General features: G+C 63.4%; 13 protein-coding genes. 4 read left to right on the top strand and 9 right to left on the bottom strand.

Annotated features, from left to right (window positions below; translation table 11 throughout):
- Positions 1-126: 126 nt before the first annotated feature.
- The 9 genes from IRZ56_RS03360 to IRZ56_RS03320 form a co-directional block, all read right to left on the bottom strand.
- Positions 127-1095 (bottom strand): peptide ABC transporter ATP-binding protein, encoded by a 969-nt coding sequence (locus IRZ56_RS03360; protein ID WP_196143630.1) that lies wholly within the window; start codon positions 1093-1095, stop codon positions 127-129.
- Positions 1095-2063 (bottom strand): ABC transporter ATP-binding protein, encoded by a 969-nt coding sequence (locus IRZ56_RS03355; RefSeq protein WP_196143629.1) that lies wholly within the window; start codon positions 2061-2063, stop codon positions 1095-1097. Before IRZ56_RS03355 ends, IRZ56_RS03360 begins: the two co-directional genes overlap by 1 nt.
- 10 nt (positions 2064-2073) lie before the next feature.
- On the bottom strand, positions 2074-3000 hold the full coding sequence (locus IRZ56_RS03350; protein WP_084854567.1) for an ABC transporter permease subunit: 927 nt from the start codon (positions 2998-3000) through the stop codon (positions 2074-2076).
- Between the two features lie 10 nt (positions 3001-3010).
- Positions 3011-4021, bottom strand: a complete 1011-nt coding sequence (locus IRZ56_RS03345) for an ABC transporter permease subunit (protein ID WP_196143628.1) — start codon at positions 4019-4021, stop codon at positions 3011-3013.
- Between the two features lie 74 nt (positions 4022-4095).
- Complete coding sequence (locus tag IRZ56_RS03340; RefSeq protein WP_196143627.1) at positions 4096-5691, bottom strand: ABC transporter substrate-binding protein; 1596 nt, start codon at positions 5689-5691, stop codon at positions 4096-4098.
- Between the two features lie 69 nt (positions 5692-5760).
- Positions 5761-7140, bottom strand: a complete 1380-nt coding sequence (locus tag IRZ56_RS03335; protein WP_196143626.1) for an OprD family porin — start codon at positions 7138-7140, stop codon at positions 5761-5763.
- 234 nt (positions 7141-7374) lie between these two features.
- Entirely contained in the window at positions 7375-8967 is a 1593-nt protein-coding gene (locus tag IRZ56_RS03330; RefSeq protein ID WP_196143625.1) for an ABC transporter substrate-binding protein, read from the bottom strand.
- Between the two features lie 160 nt (positions 8968-9127).
- A complete protein-coding gene (locus IRZ56_RS03325; RefSeq protein WP_196143624.1) occupies positions 9128-10753 on the bottom strand; it encodes an ABC transporter substrate-binding protein in 1626 nt (541 codons plus the stop codon).
- A gap of 338 nt (positions 10754-11091) precedes the next feature.
- The gene (locus IRZ56_RS03320; protein ID WP_196143623.1) at positions 11092-11808 is read right to left on the bottom strand and encodes an SIMPL domain-containing protein; all 717 of its coding nucleotides are present in this window, start codon (positions 11806-11808) and stop codon (positions 11092-11094) included.
- Between the two features lie 202 nt (positions 11809-12010).
- Between IRZ56_RS03320 and IRZ56_RS03315 the strand changes: the two genes are divergently transcribed.
- From IRZ56_RS03315 to IRZ56_RS03300, 4 genes are all read left to right on the top strand, one after another.
- The gene (locus IRZ56_RS03315; protein ID WP_196143622.1) at positions 12011-13270 is read left to right on the top strand and encodes an ATP-binding protein; all 1260 of its coding nucleotides are present in this window, start codon (positions 12011-12013) and stop codon (positions 13268-13270) included.
- Positions 13267-13827, top strand: a complete 561-nt coding sequence (locus IRZ56_RS03310) for a response regulator transcription factor (protein WP_196143621.1) — start codon at positions 13267-13269, stop codon at positions 13825-13827. Before IRZ56_RS03315 ends, IRZ56_RS03310 begins: the two co-directional genes overlap by 4 nt.
- A 222-nt stretch (positions 13828-14049) precedes the next feature.
- Positions 14050-14991, top strand: a complete 942-nt coding sequence (locus IRZ56_RS03305; RefSeq protein WP_196143620.1) for an AEC family transporter — start codon at positions 14050-14052, stop codon at positions 14989-14991.
- Between the two features lie 55 nt (positions 14992-15046).
- Positions 15047-16408 (top strand): amino acid permease, encoded by a 1362-nt coding sequence (locus tag IRZ56_RS03300; RefSeq protein ID WP_196143619.1) that lies wholly within the window; start codon positions 15047-15049, stop codon positions 16406-16408.
- Positions 16409-16896 lie beyond the last annotated feature (488 nt).

Raw genomic sequence — 16896 nt, 5'->3', positions numbered from 1 at the left:
CCGGCGCCATCGCGGGGCAAGCGTTGGTCCCCCTGTGGGACCGCCGCACCGCCGCTCCCACAAGGCCCGCAAAATCAAACAGTATGCGTTGTTCTGTGGGAGCGGGCTTGCCCCGCGATGAAGGTGCTAGAGGAACTGCTCGGCATAATGGCACGCCACCTGCCGTGTGCTCACCTGGCGCAGCGCCGGCACTTCCTTGGCACAGCGCTCGATAGCATAGGGGCAACGCTTGTGGAAGGCGCAGCCATCCGGTGGGTTGAGCGGGTTGGGCAGTTCACCGGCAATGCGGATCTTCGGCTTGAGCGGGTCTGGGTGGATGGCCGGGGTCGCCGACAGCAGGGCCTGGGTGTAGGGGTGCAAAGGTTTTTCGTAGATGTCCTCCTTCGGCCCCATCTCCGCCGGGCGGCCTAGGTACATCACCAGCACTTGGTCGGCCACATGGCGCACCACCGCGAGATTGTGGGAGATGAACACGTAGGCGGTGTTGAACTCCTTCTGCAGGTCCATGAACAGGTTCAGCACCTGGGCCTGGATCGACACGTCCAGGGCCGAGGTCGGCTCGTCGGCCACCAGCACCTTCGGCTGCAGCATCATCGCCCGGGCCAGGGCGATGCGCTGACGCTGGCCACCGGAGAACATGTGCGGGTAGCGTTGGTAGTGCTCGGGACGCAGGCCGACCTGCTCCATCATCTTCTGCACTTTCTCGCGGCGCTCGGCTTTGCTCAAGGCGGTGTTGATCAGCAGCGGCTCGGCCAGCTGGTCGCCGATCTTCTGGCGCGGATTGAGCGAGGCATAGGGGCTCTGGAAGACCATCTGCACGTCACGGCGCAACTGCTTGCGTTCGGCCTTGCTGGCGCCTTTCACTTCGGTGCCGGCGATCTGCAGGGAGCCGGAGGACGGCTCTTCGATCAGGGTGAGCGCACGGGCCAGGGTGGACTTGCCACAGCCGGACTCGCCGACCACGGCCAGCGTTTTGCCGGCCTCCAGCTCGAACGACACGCCATTGAGCGCGCGCACCAGCGCATGGCCCTTGAACAGGCCGCGGGAGACTTCGTAGTGACGGGTCAGTTCACGGGCGGATAGGACGACGGTCATCACGCCACCTCCTGGTTCAGCGGGTAGAAGCAACGTGCCAGGCTGTGCGCCTGGGGATCTAGAGGAGGGCGCTGCTGACGGCAGTTTTCCTGCACGTAGGGGCAGCGCGGCGACAGCAGGCAGCCCTTGGGCCGGTCGTAGCGGCCGGGGACGATGCCGGGCAAGGTGGCCAGGCGTTCGGCACCGATGCTGTGCTCGGGGATGGCCGCCAGCAAGGCTTCGCTGTAGGGGTGGGCGGGGATGTCGAACAGTTCCGGCACCTGGCCCACCTCCACCGCTTGCCCTGCGTACATCACGCAGACGCGCTTGGCGGTCTCGGCGACCACGGCCAGGTCGTGGGTGATGAGAATGAGCGCCATGTTGCGCTCCTTCTGCAGGTTCACCAGCAGCTCCATGATCTGCGCCTGAATGGTCACGTCCAGGGCGGTGGTCGGCTCGTCGGCGATCAAAAGCTTGGGTTCGCCGGCGATGGCCATGGCGATCGCCACGCGCTGGCTCATGCCGCCGGAGAGCTGATGGGGGTAGGCGTCCAGGCGGCTTTCGGCGGCCGGGATCTCGACCTTCTTGAGCAGCTCCAGGGCGCGCTGGCGAGCGGCCTTGCCCTTGAGCCCGAGGTGTTGGCGCAGCACTTCCTCAATCTGGTAGCCCACGGTGTAGCTGGGGTTCAGGGCGGTCATCGGGTCCTGGAAGACCATGGCGATGTCCTTGCCCACCACCTTGCGACGTTGCCGGCCGCTGAGCTTGAGCATATCGGTGCCGTCGAAGTTGAGCACATCGGCGGTGATGCGCCCGGGTGCGTCGATCAGGCCCATCAGGGCCATCATCGTGACCGACTTGCCCGAGCCGGACTCGCCGACGATGGCGAGGATCTCGCCGGCATCCACCGCAAGGTCCAGGCCGTCCACCACGGGCACGGCATTGACGTCGCCGAAGCGCACGTTCAGGTTGTTGATCTGCAACAGTGACATGGCGTTCTCCTCAGGCGGCGTTCTTGAGTTTCGGGTCCAGCGCATCACGCAGCCCGTCGCCCATCAGGTTGATCGCCAGCACGCTGAGCAAGATGGTCAGGCCCGGCAGGCTGACCACCCACCAGGCGCGCTCGATGTAGTCGCGGGCCGAGGCCAGCATGGTGCCCCACTCGGGGGTGGGCGGCTGGACGCCAAGGCCCAGGAAGCCCAGGGCGGCGGCGTCGAGGATCGCCGAGGAGAAGCTCAAGGTCGCCTGGACGATCAGCGGCGCCATGCAGTTGGGCAGCACGGTGACGAACATCAAACGTGGCAGGCCGGCGCCGGCCAGGCGTGCGGCGGTGACGTAGTCGCGGTTCAGCTCGCCCATTACCGCGGCGCGGGTCAGGCGCACGTAGGATGGCAGCGAGACGATGGCGATGGCGATCACGGTGTTGATCAGGCCTGGGCCGAGGATGGCGACGATGGCGACGGCCAGCAGCAGCGACGGCAGGGCCAGCATCACGTCCATCAGGCGCATGATCGAGGGGCCGAGGATCTGCGGGAAGAACCCAGCCAGCAGGCCCAGCAGGATGCCGGGGATCAGCGACATCACCACCGACGACAGGCCGATCAGCAGCGACAGCCGTGCGCCCTGGATCAACCGCGAGAGCAGGTCGCGGCCGAGTTCGTCGGTGCCGAGAATGAATTGCCAGGTGCCGCCTTCGAGCCAGACCGGCGGGGTCAGCAGGAAGTCGCGGTACTGCTCGCTGGGGTTGTGCGGGGCGACCCACGGGGCGAACACGGCGCAGAACACCACCAGGCACATGAAGGCCAGGCCTGCGACGGCGCCCTTGTTGCGCGAGAAGGCCTGCCAGAATTCCTTGTACGGGGAAGGGTAGAGCAGGCTCTGGTCCACCGGGCTTGCCGGGGTGACGGATTTTGGAATCGAGCTAGTCATGGCTTGGGCCTCAGCGCTGATGACGGATGCGTGGGTTGGCCAGGCCGTAGAGGATGTCCACGACGAAGTTGACCAGGATCACCAGGCAGGCGATCAACAGGATGCCGTTCTGGACCACGGGGTAGTCACGGGCACCGATGGCCTCGATCAGCCACTTGCCGATGCCCGGCCAGGAGAAGATGGTTTCGGTGAGCACGGCACCGGCGAGCAGGGTGCCGACCTGCAGGCCGAACACGGTCAGCACCGGGATCAGCGCATTGCGCAGGCCATGGATGAACACCACGCGTGAAGGCGACAGGCCCTTGGCCCGTGCCGTACGGATGTAGTCCTCGCGCAGCACCTCGAGCATCGAGGAGCGGGTCATGCGGGCGATCACCGCCAGGGGGATGGTGCCCAGCACGATGGCCGGCAGGATCAGGTGCATGACCGCGTCCTTGAACGCGCCTTCTTCTTCGCTGAGCAGGGTGTCGATGAGCATGAAGCCGGTCTTGGGCTCGATGTCGTAGAGCAGGTCGATGCGCCCGGAGACGGGCGTCCAGCCCAGGCTTACCGAGAAGAACATGATCAGGATCAGGCCCCACCAGAAGATCGGCATGGAATAGCCGGCCAGGGAAATGCCCATGACCCCGTGGTCGAACAGCGAGCCTCGCTTGAGCGCGGCGATCACCCCGGCCAGCAGGCCGACGATGCCGGCGAACAGCAGGGCGGCGAAGGCCAGCTCCAGGGTGGCGGGGAACAGGGTGAGGAACTCGTTCCACACGCTTTCACGCGTACGCAACGATTCGCCCAGGTCACCCTGGGCGAGCTTGCCGATGTAGTCCAGGTACTGGACCGGCAGGGGCTTATTCAGGCCCAGGCGCTCCATGGCCTGGGCATGCATTTCGGGGTCGACCCTGCGCTCGCCCATCATCACTTCCACCGGGTCGCCGGGGATCAGGCGTATGAGCGCGAAGGTCAGCAAGGTGATGCCGAAGAAGGTCGGAATCAGCAGGCCCAGGCGCCGGGCAATAAAACTCAACATCGTCGGGTGTACCTCATCAGCCGGTCAGGCGGTGCCGCCGGCTCCTTCGTGGGGCGCCGGCGGTCGTTGTTGTTCTACTTCACCTTGGTGGTGGCGAAGTTGTTGTTGGTCAGAGGGTTGATCACGTAACCCTCCACGTTGTCACGCATGGCGGTGAACATCTTCGGATGCGCCATGCTGATCCAGGGTTGGTCGTCATCGTACACCTTCAACGCCTGGGCATAGAGCCTGGCGCGTTCGTCGTTGTCGATCACTTCGCGGGCGCGGCTGATCAGTTCCTGGAATTTCGGGTTGCACCAGCGGGCATAGTTCTCGCCACTCTTTACCGCGTCGCAGCTGAGCAGCGGGCTCAGGAAATTGTCCGGGTCGCCGTTGTCGCCGGCCCAGCCGGCGGACACCAGGTCGGCCTCGCCTTTCTTGGCCCGGCGCAGCATTTCGGCCCATTCCATCACGCGGATATCGAGCTTGATGCCGATCTTGGCGAGGTCCGCCTGGAGCATTTCGGCCGACAGGCGTGGGTTGGGGTTGGTGGGGCCGCCGCCGTTGCGGGTGAACAACGTGAGCCGAGTGCCTTCGGGCACGCCGGCTTCCTTGAGCAACTCGCGGGCCTTGGCCAGGTCGCGGGGCGGGTTCTGGTTCTCGCTGTTGTAGCCGATCAGTGTCGGCGGGTACGGGTTGACTCCGACCAGAGCGTTGCCTTTGCCGAACAGCTGATCGACGTGGGTCTGGCGGTCGAAGGCGATGTTGATCGCTTTGCGCACGCGCACGTCGCTCAAGTACTTGTGCTCGGTGTTCATCGAGATGTAGCCGGTGACCAGCGCCTCGATCTCGGCGACCTTGAGCGTGGGGTCGGTCTTGATGGCGGGGACGTCGTCAGGCTTGGGGTACAGGGCGATCTGGCATTCGTTGGCGCGCAGTTTCTGCAGCCGCACGTTGCTGTCTGTGGCAATGGCGAAGATCAGGGCATCGGCTGGCGGCTTGCCACGGAAGTAGTCCGGGTTGGGCTTGTAGCGGACCTGGGCGTCCTTGTTGTAGCGCTGGAAGATGAACGGCCCGGTGCCCACCGGCTTGCTGTTGAGCTCGGCGGTCTTGCCGGCCTTGAGCAACTGGTCGCCGTATTCGGCCGAGTAGATCGAGGTGAAGGCCATGGCCATGTCGCGCAGGAAGGGCGCTTCCGGGCGGGTCAGGGTGATCACCACGGTATGGTCGTCGGTTTTTTCCACCGACTTGAGCAGGTCCTTGAAGGCCATGCTTTCGAAGTAGGGGTAGCCGACGCTGGTCTTGTCGTGCCAGGGGTGGTCCTTTCTCAGTTGCCGATTCAGGCTCCACAGCACGTCGTCGGCGTTGAAATCGCGGGTCGGCGTGAAGTAGGGCGTGGTGTGGAACTTGACGCCTTTGCGCAGATGGAAGGTGTAGACCAGCCCGTCTGGGCTGATGTCCCAGCGTTCGGCCAGTGCCGGCTGGATGTCGGTGGTGCCGGGCTTGAAGTCGACCAGGCGATTGAAGATGGCCTCGGCCGTGGCATCGGCGGTAACCGCGGTGGTGTATTGGGCGATGTCGAAGCCTTCCGGGCTTGCCTCGGTGCATACCACCAGCGGCTTGGCCGCAAGGTGAGTCGCGGCGCCGAAGATGACGGCCGCCAGGGCGGCACGTAGCGGTAGCGATTTCATGGAACCTCCCTGCAGATTGTTCCAGCGTAGCTGCCACGGCCCGCACGGGGGCGGGCCGGGCATCCTGGCTCAGAGAATGTTGAACGGAATGGTGGTGACGATACGCAGCTCGTCCAGGCTGCCGTCGGCCTGGGCCTTGCTGGCACGGTGCGCGGTGTAGGTGGCGCGGATGCTGGTGTCTTTCAGCGGCCCGCTCTGCACCGCGTAGCTGGTGCCGATGCCCCATTCATAATGGGTCTCGCCGTCCATGCCATTGACGTCATACGCCGTACCTCGGTAGTGAGTGCCGTCGATGCCCCAGCCGCGTGCGTTGTACACGTTGAACTTGAGCCCTGGCACACCATAGGGGGCCATGTTCAGCACATAGGAGATCTGCAGGGATTTCTCGTTGGGGCCGTTGAAGTCCGACAGCAGCGAGTTGGCCAGGAAGATGCCGTTGGTCTCGTGCAGGTAGTCGAAGTACTCGTTGCCGTTGACCTGCTGCCAGGAGGCGGACAGCGTGTGGGCCTGGTGGGTGAGGCCGAACGACAGGCTGTAGGTGTCGTTGTCGATCTGGCCCATCTTGCGGCTGCCGGCGTCCACGGTCTTGTAGTAGTTCAGGCCTGTGGTCAGGCTCAGCACCGCGCTGTCGCCCAGCACATGGTTGGCGCCGAAGTAGTACTGGTTCCAGAAGTCCTCGACCTTGGTGGCGTAGAGGCTGGTGCTCAGGCTCTTGAACGGCTGGTAATTGACCCCGACGGTGCTGGCACGGTCGGTTTCGACGCCGGTGGCACTGTACTCGCTGCGAAACTTACTCAGGCTCTGCTCGGTACGTGGCGAGACGCGGTCGAAGGTGCCCAGGTCGAACGACAGGTTGTCGAACTCGGCGCTGTGCAGGAACGCGCCTTGGAAGCTCGACGGCAGCGCACGGTTGCCGATGTAGGCCATCATCGGTGTATCGACCGACTGGCGGCCGACGGTGAGGGTGGTGTTGGACACCCGCGCCTTGACGTTGGCCAGGCCCATCTTGCTCCACTGGCCGATCACGTCGCCGTCGCTGTGGGTGAGCGTGCGGTTGTTCGGCCCGGCCACGGCGGCGCGGCCACGTTCCAGGGCGATGGCGTTGTAGCCGGCGGCTTCCACGGCGAAGCCCACGGTGCCCTGGGTGAAGCCCGAGCTGTAATTGAGGATGGTGCCCTGCACCCAGTTGTCACGGCTGTGGGTGGCGTGCCGGGTGCCGTCGCTCTTGTAGTACTTGAACAGCGGCGCGCGGGTAGCACGTTCCCGGGCGTACCAGTTGCGCGTGCTGCCGGTCAGGCTCTGGCCTTCGAGAAAGCCACTCGCCTCGGCCTGCTCGCTGCCTGATTTCAGGGTGATGGGCACGAAGTCCTGGCTGACGGGTTCGGCCTGTGCCGTGGCGGAAACTGCGCTTATGGCCAGGGCCAGTGCGGTGATGGTTGTACGTCTCAAGGTGAAGCTCCCTTTCTATTTTCTAGTTATTCCCGTGCCTTATGGGCCGGGCATGTTGCGGTACAGCGGTACTGCCAGGTTTGCCGCGGGATCGCCGGGCAAATTCGGGGGAACCGGTAGATCAGGCTGCTGGCGCAGACCGTGTAGGAGCGGGCTTGCCCCGCGATCGAGGGCGAAGCCCTCGCCATGCCAGCGCTTTGATGGGGGGCGGCCGGTTCGCGGGTCGCAGTCCGGTCAGTCGACACTCACACCGGAAAAATCGTTACGCCCGAAAGGGCTGACCTTGAAGTCGTTGACCTTGGCGCTGATCGGCTGGTTGACCGTGGAATGGGCCACCGGGGTGATCGGTACCTGTTGCTTGAGACGTTGCTGGGCTTGCTGATAGAGCTGGGTGCGCTGCTCACGGTCGGTGACCTGCTTGGCTTTCTTGACCAGCGTGTCGTACTGCCGGTCGCACCAGAGGGAATAGTTGTTGCTGCCGATGGCATCGCAGCTGTACAGGGTGCCCAGCCAGTTGTCCGGGTCACCGTTGTCGCCGGTCCAGCCGATCAGCGCGATGTCGTGCTCGCCGTTCTTCATGCGCTTGAGGTATTCACCCCACTCGTAGCTGACGATGCGCACCTTGAAGCCGAGCTTGCTCCAGTCGGCCTGGAGCATTTCGGCCATCAGCTTGGCATTGGGGTTGTAGGGGCGCTGCACGGGCATGGCCCACAGGGTGAGCTCCGTGCCTGGCTTGACGCCGGCCTGGGCGAGCAGTTGCTTGGCTTTTTCGGGGTCGTATTGGGCGTCCTTGATGCTGTCGTCGTAGGACCACTGGGTCGGCGGCATGGCATTGGTCGCCACTTGGCCGGCCTCCTGGTACACAGCCTGGACGATCGCCTGCTTGTTCACCGCCATGTCCATGGCCTGGCGCACCTCGAGCCGGTCGAAGGGCGGATGTTGGGTGTTGTAGGCGATGTAGCCAAGGTTGAAACCAGGCTTCTGCAATACCTGCAGCTTGTCGTCGGCCTTGACCGACGGCAGGTCTGCCGGGCGCGGATGCAGGGTGACCTGGCACTCGTTGCGGCGCAGCTTCTGGATACGCACCGAGGGGTCGATGTTGATGGAGAACACCAGGTTGTCGAGCTTCACGTCCTCCGGCGCCCAGTAGTCCTTGTTGCCCTTGTAGCGGATCTGCGAGTCCTTCTGGTAGCGCTGGAACACGAACGGGCCGGTGCCGATCGGCTTCTGGTTGATATCGCTGGGGCGGCCCTCGGCCAGCAGGTGGTCGGCGTACTCGGCGGAGAGGATGGAGGCGAAGCTCATGGCCAGGTTCTGGATGAACGCGGCATCGACACTGTTGAGGGTGAAAACGACGGTCAGCGGGTCGGCCTTCTCGACCTTGGCGATGTTCTTGTCCAGGCCCATGCTGATGAAGTAGGGGAACTCGGTCGGGTAGGCCGTGCGGAACGGGTGATTCTTGTCGAGCATGCGGTTGAAGGTGAACAGCACATCGTCGGCATTGAAGTCGCGGCTTGGCGTGAAGGCCTTGTTGCCGTGGAACTTCACCCCCTCGCGCAGGTGGAAGGTGTAGCGCAGGCCGTCTTCGGAGACCTCCCAGCGGGTCGCCAGGGCGGGCTGGACAGCGGTGCCGCCACGTTCGAACTCGACCAGGCGGTTGTAGATCGGTTCGGCGGCATCGTTGTCGGTAGCGCTGGTGTACTGGGCGGTGTCGAAGCCGGCGGGGCTGCCTTCGGAGCAGAACACCAGATTCTTGGCGAGCAGGCCAGGGGCTTGGGTCATCAGGCCGAGGCCGAGCAGGGTGCTGAGGAGTGTGGCATGGCGCATGGCGAGTCCTTTTCCGTCTGTTTTCGCCGCGATTGGTTGAATTGCGGCAACAGGGTCCCTGTCCCGGTGCTGGGGGCATCGGGAGGGCGCTGGTTGCAGGTTGCGTTCGTGGCGCTGGGGATCGCCGCAGGCCGTCAGGCCCGCGGCGAAAGAGCTGGCGCTATTTCTCCACGCTCACGCCGTAGAAGGAGTTCAGGCCGAAGGGGCTGATCTTGAAGTCCTTCACTTTGGCGCTCATCGGCTGGTAGACGGTGGAGTGCGCGATAGGCGTGATCGGCACTTGTTCCTTGAGGATGTGCTGCGCCTTTTGGTACAGCTCGGTGCGCTTGGCCTGGTCAGGGGTGGCCTTGGCTTGCTTGATTAGGTCGTCGTAGGGCTTGTAGCACCATTTGGAGAAGTTGTTGCCGTCCATGGCATCGCAGCCATAGAGGGTGCCCAGCCAGTTGTCCGGGTCACCGTTGTCGCCGCTCCAGCCGATCAGCATGGCGCCTTGCTCGCCACCTTTGGAGCGCTTGATGTACTCGCCCCACTCGTAGCTGACGATTTTGGCCTTGATGCCGACCTTGGCCCAGTCGGACTGGAGCATTTCGGCCATCAACTTGGCGTTGGGGTTGTAGGGGCGTTGCACCGGCATGGCCCACAGGGTGATCTCGGTGCCTTCCTTGATGCCGGCTTCCTTGAGCAGCTGCTTGGCCTTTTCCGGGTCGTACTGGGCGTCCTTGATGGTGGTGTCGTAGGACCACTGGGTCGGTGGCATGGCGTTGACCGCCAGTTGGCCTGCGCCCTGGTACACCGACTCGATGATCTGTTGCTTGTTCACCGCCATGTCCAGGGCCTGGCGCACCTTAAGCTGGGCCAGGGGGTTGGGCTCGTTGCTGCCCTTGACCTTGTCCATCACGTTGTAGGCGATGTAGCCGAGGTTGAAGCCGGCCTGTTCAGGCATCTGCAGCTTCGGGTCCTTCTTCAGCGGCTCGATGTCCGCCGGGCGTGGGAAGAGGGTGACCTGGCACTCGTTCTTCTTGAGCTTTTGCATGCGCACCGAGGCGTCGGTGCTGATGGCGAAGATCAGGTTGTCGATCTTCACATCGTCGGGGTTCCAGTAGTCCTTGTTGCCCTTGAAGCGGATCTGGGCGTCCTTCTGGTACTTGCTGAACACGAACGGGCCGGTGCCGATCGGCTTCTGGTTGATGTCGGCGGCCTTGCCCTGCTTGAGCAGTTGGTCGGCGTATTCGGCGGACTGGATCGAGGCGAAGCTCATGGCCAGGTTCTGGATGAACGCGGCGTCGACTTGGTTGAGGCTGAACTTGACGGTGTGATCGTCGATTTTCTCCACCTTGGCGATGTTCTTGTCCATGCCCATGTCGGTGAAGTAGGGGAATTCGGTGGGGTAGGCTTTGCGGAAGGGGTGGTTCTTGTCGAGCATGCGGTTGAAGGTGAACAGCACGTCGTCGGCGTTGAATTCGCGGGTCGGCTTGAAGAAGTCGGTGCTATGGAACTTGACCCCTTCCCGTAGGTGGAAGGTGTAGGTCTTGCCATCCTCGGAAACGTCCCATTTGGTCGCCAGGCCCGGGATGACAGCGGTTCCGCCGCGTTCGAACTGGGTCAGGCGGTTGAAGACGGTCTCTGCCGAGGCATCGAAGTCGGTTCCGGTAGTGTATTGGCCGGGGTCGAAGCCGGCGGGGCTGCCTTCGGAGCAGAACACCAGGTTGGTGGCTGCAAGTGCGGAAGGTGCGCCGGCGAGCAAGCCTGCGCCGACCAGGAACGGAATGACTGCGTGTTTTAGCATGGTGGCCTCATTGTTCTTTTTCGATTGAGGTGGCCTCGTGAGCCGACTTGCGGATACTTATGCAGGCGAGATTGCCAATGCAACAGGCAGAAGGATAGTTGGCGTCAAAATAGTGGGACCAGCGTACATGGATGTCGCATTCCTATAACTTTGCCGCAAGTTGTACGTTTGCGATGGTTTTTTGCCAGCAATTTAGCGGTTATTTGCTGGCCTCTGAGTCAATAGGAAAGTGCCGTAAGTACTGTGGGAAAGGTCTTTTTGAGCTGAAAAATTCCAGCGGCGTAGCGTAGACGGTGAAGCGACAAGCGTTGCACCTGTCGCTTCGGCCATAGGCCCGATCAGGGCATTTGCACTTCGATCAGGCCATCGGCATTCATGCTGACTTCGCTGGTGCCGGCCTCGATGTCCGGTGCCGGTGCCGCCTCGTCGGCCGCCATGGCCTTCATGGCCATTGGCGCGTTACGCAGATAGGGGCGTGGGTAACCGCTGCTGTTGAGGTTCAGGCTGACCACCTTGTAGCCCTTGCCACCCAATGCCTCGGTGGCTAGCTGTGCGCGGGCCTTGAAGGCATCGACGGCGTCCTTGAGCAGGGCATCTTCACTGGCCTTGCGGGTGGCCGGGGCGATGGAGAAGTCCATGCCGCCCATCTTCAGGTCCTGCAGCAGCTCGCCGGTGAGCTTGGACAGGGCAGGGAAGTCGGCGCTTTCCAGGCGCAGCTCCGCGCGCTCTCGCCAGCCGGTGATCTTCTGGCCTTTGCTGTCGTACACCGGGTAGCTGTTGCGGCTGCCTTGGCTGATCTTCACATCCTTGACCTGGCGCGCCTGCTGAACGGCCTTGTTCATGGTCTCGGTGATTTCCTTGGCCAGCTTGCCGGGGTCGCTGTTCTGGGCTTCGCTGTAGAGGGTCACGACCATCAGGTCGCGTGCCACTTCCTTGCTGACTTCGGCGCGCAGCGATACCTGGTTGTAGCGGGGCGCTTCGGCGGCCAGCACCGGCAGGCTGGCCAGCAGGCCACAGGACAGGATCAGCGCAGTGCTGCGACGAGGTAGTTGCATGGTTGACTCCTTGGCAAAAAAGAAAGCGTGGGGGCGGTGTCCTTGCCACGCATGGCCCATCAGACCGGGAACAGTGTAGTGGGTTCCTAAGTGCCATCATGAACCTGTGACAAAGTGTGGCGCTTTGCCGCATTGCTGCTGTGGAGGGCCTGGCTTCGGTATACTTCAGGCGATTTTCCTGGAGCACTCATCAGGAGAGCTCATGCTCGCTGCCGTTCACCCGCTGTCCGCTACCCGCCAGAACCTCTGGCGCCTGACCTTCATCCGCATCCTGGTCCTGGCCGCCCAGGCCGGCTCCGTGGGCGTGGCCTACTGGACCGAGCTGTTGCCATTGCCCTGGCTGTCGCTGGCGGCGACGCTGGCGCTTTCATCGTTGCTGTGCGCGTTCACCGCCCTGCGCCTGCGCCTGTCGTTGCCGGTCACCGAGCTGGAATATGCCTTCCAGCTGGCCTGCGACCTGCTGATCCACAGCGCCTTGTTGTATTACTCGGGGGGCTCGACCAACCCCTTCGTTTCCTATTACCTGGTGCCGCTGGCGATCGCCGCGGTGACCTTGCCGTGGATCTACTCGCTGGTGCTGTCGGGCATCGCGCTGGTGGCCTACAGCCTGCTGTTGGTGCAGTTCTACCCGCTCGAGACCTTGCCCATGGCGCGGGACAAGATGCAGGTCTACGGCATGTGGCTGAGCATCGCCCTGGCCGCTGGGGTGATCACCTTCTTCGCCGCGCGCATGGCCGAGGAGTTGCGCCGCCAGGAGAAACTGCGCGCCGACCGACGCGAAGAGAGCCTGCGCGACGAGCAACTGCTGGCCGTGGCCACCCAGGCCGCAGGCGCCGCCCACGAGCTTGGTACGCCGCTGGCGACCATGAGCGTGCTGCTCAACGAGATGCGCCAGGATCATACCGACCCGCAATTGCAGGAAGACCTGGAGGTGCTCCAAGACCAGGTCAAGCTGTGCAAGGAAACCTTGCAGCAACTGGTACGCGCAGCCGAGGCCAACCGCCGGATGAGCGTGGTGGAGCAGGAGGTGACCGCCTGGCTCGACGAGGCGCTCAACCGTTGGCACCTGATGCGCCCTGAAGCCACATACCGCTTCCAGCGCCTGCGCGACGGCGCGGTACCACGCCTGACGCCACCACCGGACCTGACCCAGGCCTTGCTGAACCTGCTGAACAATGCCGCCGATGCCTGCCCGGACGACCTGGAAGTACAGTTGGACTGGGACGAGCAGGACATCATCATCAGCATTCGAGACCACGGCGCCGGCATTCCCGTGGCGATTGCCGAAGCGATCGGCAAACCCTTCTTTACCACCAAGGGCAAAGGCTTCGGCCTGGGCCTGTTCCTGAGCAAGGCCAGCGTGACCCGTGCTGGCGGCTCGGTGAAACTCTATAGTCATGAACAGGGCGGCACCCTCACCGAGCTGCGCCTGCCCCATGGCAAGCGAGGAGATGAACGATGAGCGAAGAAAACCTGGTCGAAGGCGAAGAGCTGCCGCACCTGTTGCTGGTGGACGACGATGCCACCTTCACCCGCGTCATGGCGCGGGCCATGAGCCGCCGCGGTTTCCGCGTGAGCACCGCGTCCTCCGCCGAGGAGGGGTTGGTGCTGGCCAGGCAGGACGTGCCTGACTACGCGACCCTGGACCTGAAGATGGACGGGGACTCCGGGTTGGTGTTGCTGCCCAAGCTGCTGGAGCTCGACCCGGAGATGCGGGTGCTGATCCTGACGGGGTATTCCAGCATCGCTACCGCGGTCGAGGCGATCAAGCGCGGGGCGTGCAATTACCTGTGCAAACCGGCAGACGCGGATGATGTATTGGCGGCGTTGCTGTCCGAACATGCGGACCTGGATTCGCTGGTGCCGGAGAACCCGATGTCGGTGGACCGGTTGCAGTGGGAGCACATCCAGCGGGTGCTGGCCGAGCATGATGGAAACATCTCGGCGACAGCGCGCGCGCTGGGGATGCACCGACGCACGCTGCAGCGCAAGTTGCAGAAACGTCCAGTGCGACGCTGATCGATTCACAGGGTCGTTCGGTGATTGGTGCTGTCAGGGCTGCCTTGCAGCCCATCGCCGGCTTGCCGACGATAGGGCCGGGACAGCCAACCCAACAACATGATCCTAGCGGCAGTGGCCACCGCCGTTACCTCTGAAATTTCGCTGAATTCCCCCTATTCCCCGCAAATCCCCCTAGTTCGCGTATCATTAGCCCCCAACGGCAACCCCTCAGGACCCGCAATGCTCGCCCTTCTCATCCAGACGCTGAACATCACGGCCCCGGTGTTCGCCATGCTGTTCCTGGGCGTGCTCCTCAAGCGTATCCGTCTGATCGACGACAACTTCATCAAGGTCGCCTCGTCCCTGGTGTTCAACGTCTGCATGCCGGCCCTGCTGTTCCTCGGCATCTACCACGCCGACCTGGCGGCTGCGGTCAAGCCCGGTGTCCTGCTCTATTTCGTTCTCGCCACCCTGGTCGGTTTCGCCCTGTCCTGGATCCTGGCCATCTGGCGCTGCCCCGAAGCCGACCGCGGCATCTACACCCAGGGCGCCTTTCGCGGCAACAATGGGGTGATCGGCCTGGCCCTGGCCGCCAGCCTGTACGGCGACTACGGCATCTCCCTGGGCGCGGTGCTCGCGGGCCTGGTGATCCTCCTGTACAACTCCCTCTCGGCGGTGGTGTTGGCGGTCTACAGCCCGGACCTGAAATCCGACCCGTGGAGCATCTGCAAGAGCATTTTCAGCAACCCGCTGATCATCAGCGTGCTGCTTGCCGCCCCCATGGCTTATGGCCAGGTGGCGTTACCCAACTGGTTGCTGACCTCCAGCGACTACCTCGCCCAGATGACCCTGCCGCTGGCGCTGATCTGCATTGGCGGGACCTTGTCCCTGGCTGCGCTGCGCGACAGCGGCAGGCTGGCCATCGACGCCAGCCTGACGAAGATGGTCTGGCTGCCCTTGATCGGCACCTTGGGCGCCTGGCTGTGCGGGTTCCGTGGCGCCGAGCTGGGCATCCTGTTCCTCTACATCGGCAGCCCGACCGCCGCGGCCAGCTATGTGATGGCGCGAGCGGCCAACGGCAACCACGAGCTGGCCGCCTCGATCATCGTGATCACCACGTTGCTCGCCGCGATCACCACCAATATCGGCATTTTCATCTTGCAGTGGGGCGGATGGATCTAGATCCTTCACTGCGCACACACCAACAACAACACGCCTCCTGACCTGAGGACACTTCATGCAAGACCAGAGCACGCCCGAGCGGTTACAGCGCGGGTTGAAGAATCGCCATATCCAGCTCATTGCGCTGGGTGGGGCCATCGGTACCGGGCTGTTTTTGGGCATCGCCCAGACTATCCAGCTGGCCGGCCCGTCCGTCCTGCTGGGCTACGCCATTGCCGGCCTGATGGCCTTCCTGATCATGCGCCAGCTGGGCGAGATGGTCGTCGAGGAGCCGGTCGCCGGCAGCTTCAGCCACTTCGCCCATCAGTACTGGAGCGAGTTCGCAGGCTTCGTCTCGGGCTGGAACTACTGGGTGGTGTACGTGCTGGTGGGCATGGCCGAGCTGACCGCCGTCGGTATCTATGTCCAGTACTGGTGGCCGGGCTTCCCCACCTGGGCGACGGCGGCGATCTTCTTCGTGGTGATCAACGCCATCAACCTGACCCAGGTGAAGGTCTACGGTGAACTGGAGTTCTGGTTCGCCCTGGTCAAGGTGGTGGCGATCGTCAGCATGATCGGCTTCGGCGCCTGGTTGCTGGGCAGCGGCCATGGCGGGCCGGATGCCAGCGTGGCGAACCTCTGGCAATTCGGCGGGTTCTTCCCCAACGGCGTCACCGGCTTGATCATGGCCCTGGCGGTGATCATGTTCTCCTTCGGCGGGCTGGAGCTGGTGGGCATCACCGCGGCCGAGGCAGACAACCCACGTGAGAGCATCCCCAAGGCCACCAACCAAGTGGTCTACCGCATCCTGATCTTCTATATAGGCGCGCTGGCTGTGCTGCTGTCGCTGTACCCATGGCAAAAAGTGGTGCAGGGCGGCAGCCCGTTCGTGATGATCTTCCATGAGCTGGACAGCGACCTGGTGGCCACCATCCTCAACATCGTCGTGCTCACGGCTGCGCTGTCGGTGTACAACAGCTGCGTCTATGCCAACAGCCGCATGCTGTTCGGCCTGGCCAGCCAGGGCGATGCGCCACGCCAGTTGCTCAAGGTCAGCCGCCGCGGCGTGCCGTTGACGGCGTTGGGCGTCTCGGCATTCGCCACGGGCCTGTGCGTGCTGATTAACTACCTGATGCCGGGCGAGGCCTTCGGCCTGCTCATGGCCCTGGCGGTGTCGGCACTGGTGATCAACTGGGCAAGCATCAGCATCACTCACTTGAAGTTCCGCAAGGCCAAGTTGGCCGCAGGGATCACGCCGTTCTACCGCAGCTTGTGGCACCCGCTGAGCAACTACCTGTGCCTGGCGTTCATCGTGCTGATCCTGGTGGTGATGTACCTGACTCCGCCGATCCGCATCTCGGTGATGTTGATCCCGCTGTGGATCGCAGTGCTGTGGGTGGCGTTCCGGATGAAGAAAGCGCGCCAGGTTCGCCGTTAGGTTTCCTGCGCCCATGAGATCGAGCGCCGCCATGGCGAATGGATATTTCGCGATTCCAATGCGCCCGGTGTTTGGTCGACTCGTTGGTATTGATTTAAGCGAATAGTCCGTTTGCGAGGGCGACGCTGAGTCACCTTTGCGCCTTTACGGCGGGTCACTTTTTGTCAGGCGCGATAAAAAGTAACCAAAAACTGCTGGCTCCTGCATCCGGCCCCTGAGCTTCGCTCCGGGGTCAATGATTGGGGCCGCTACGCGCCCCATCGCGGCACAAGGCCGCTCCTACAGGATCACGCAAACCTTGCCACTGGCGGGTTGCCTGTAGGAGCGGGCTTGTCCCGCGATGGGCTGCATAGCAGCCCCAATGAGATGTCCTAAATAGCTTTACCGACCGGCTTTTGCCTTTGCTTTTGCTTGCGATGCGCAATAGTCCAGGCGCCGCCAAACGCGACGTCAGGAGGCCGAGCGGAGGCGTTACGGAGGTGGGTGCC

This window comes from Pseudomonas guariconensis, from assembly GCF_015680235.1.
In the GTDB taxonomy this organism is placed as follows: Bacteria; Pseudomonadota; Gammaproteobacteria; order Pseudomonadales; family Pseudomonadaceae; genus Aquipseudomonas; species Aquipseudomonas guariconensis_A.
This window is presented reverse-complemented; position numbering and strand designations above follow the sequence as displayed.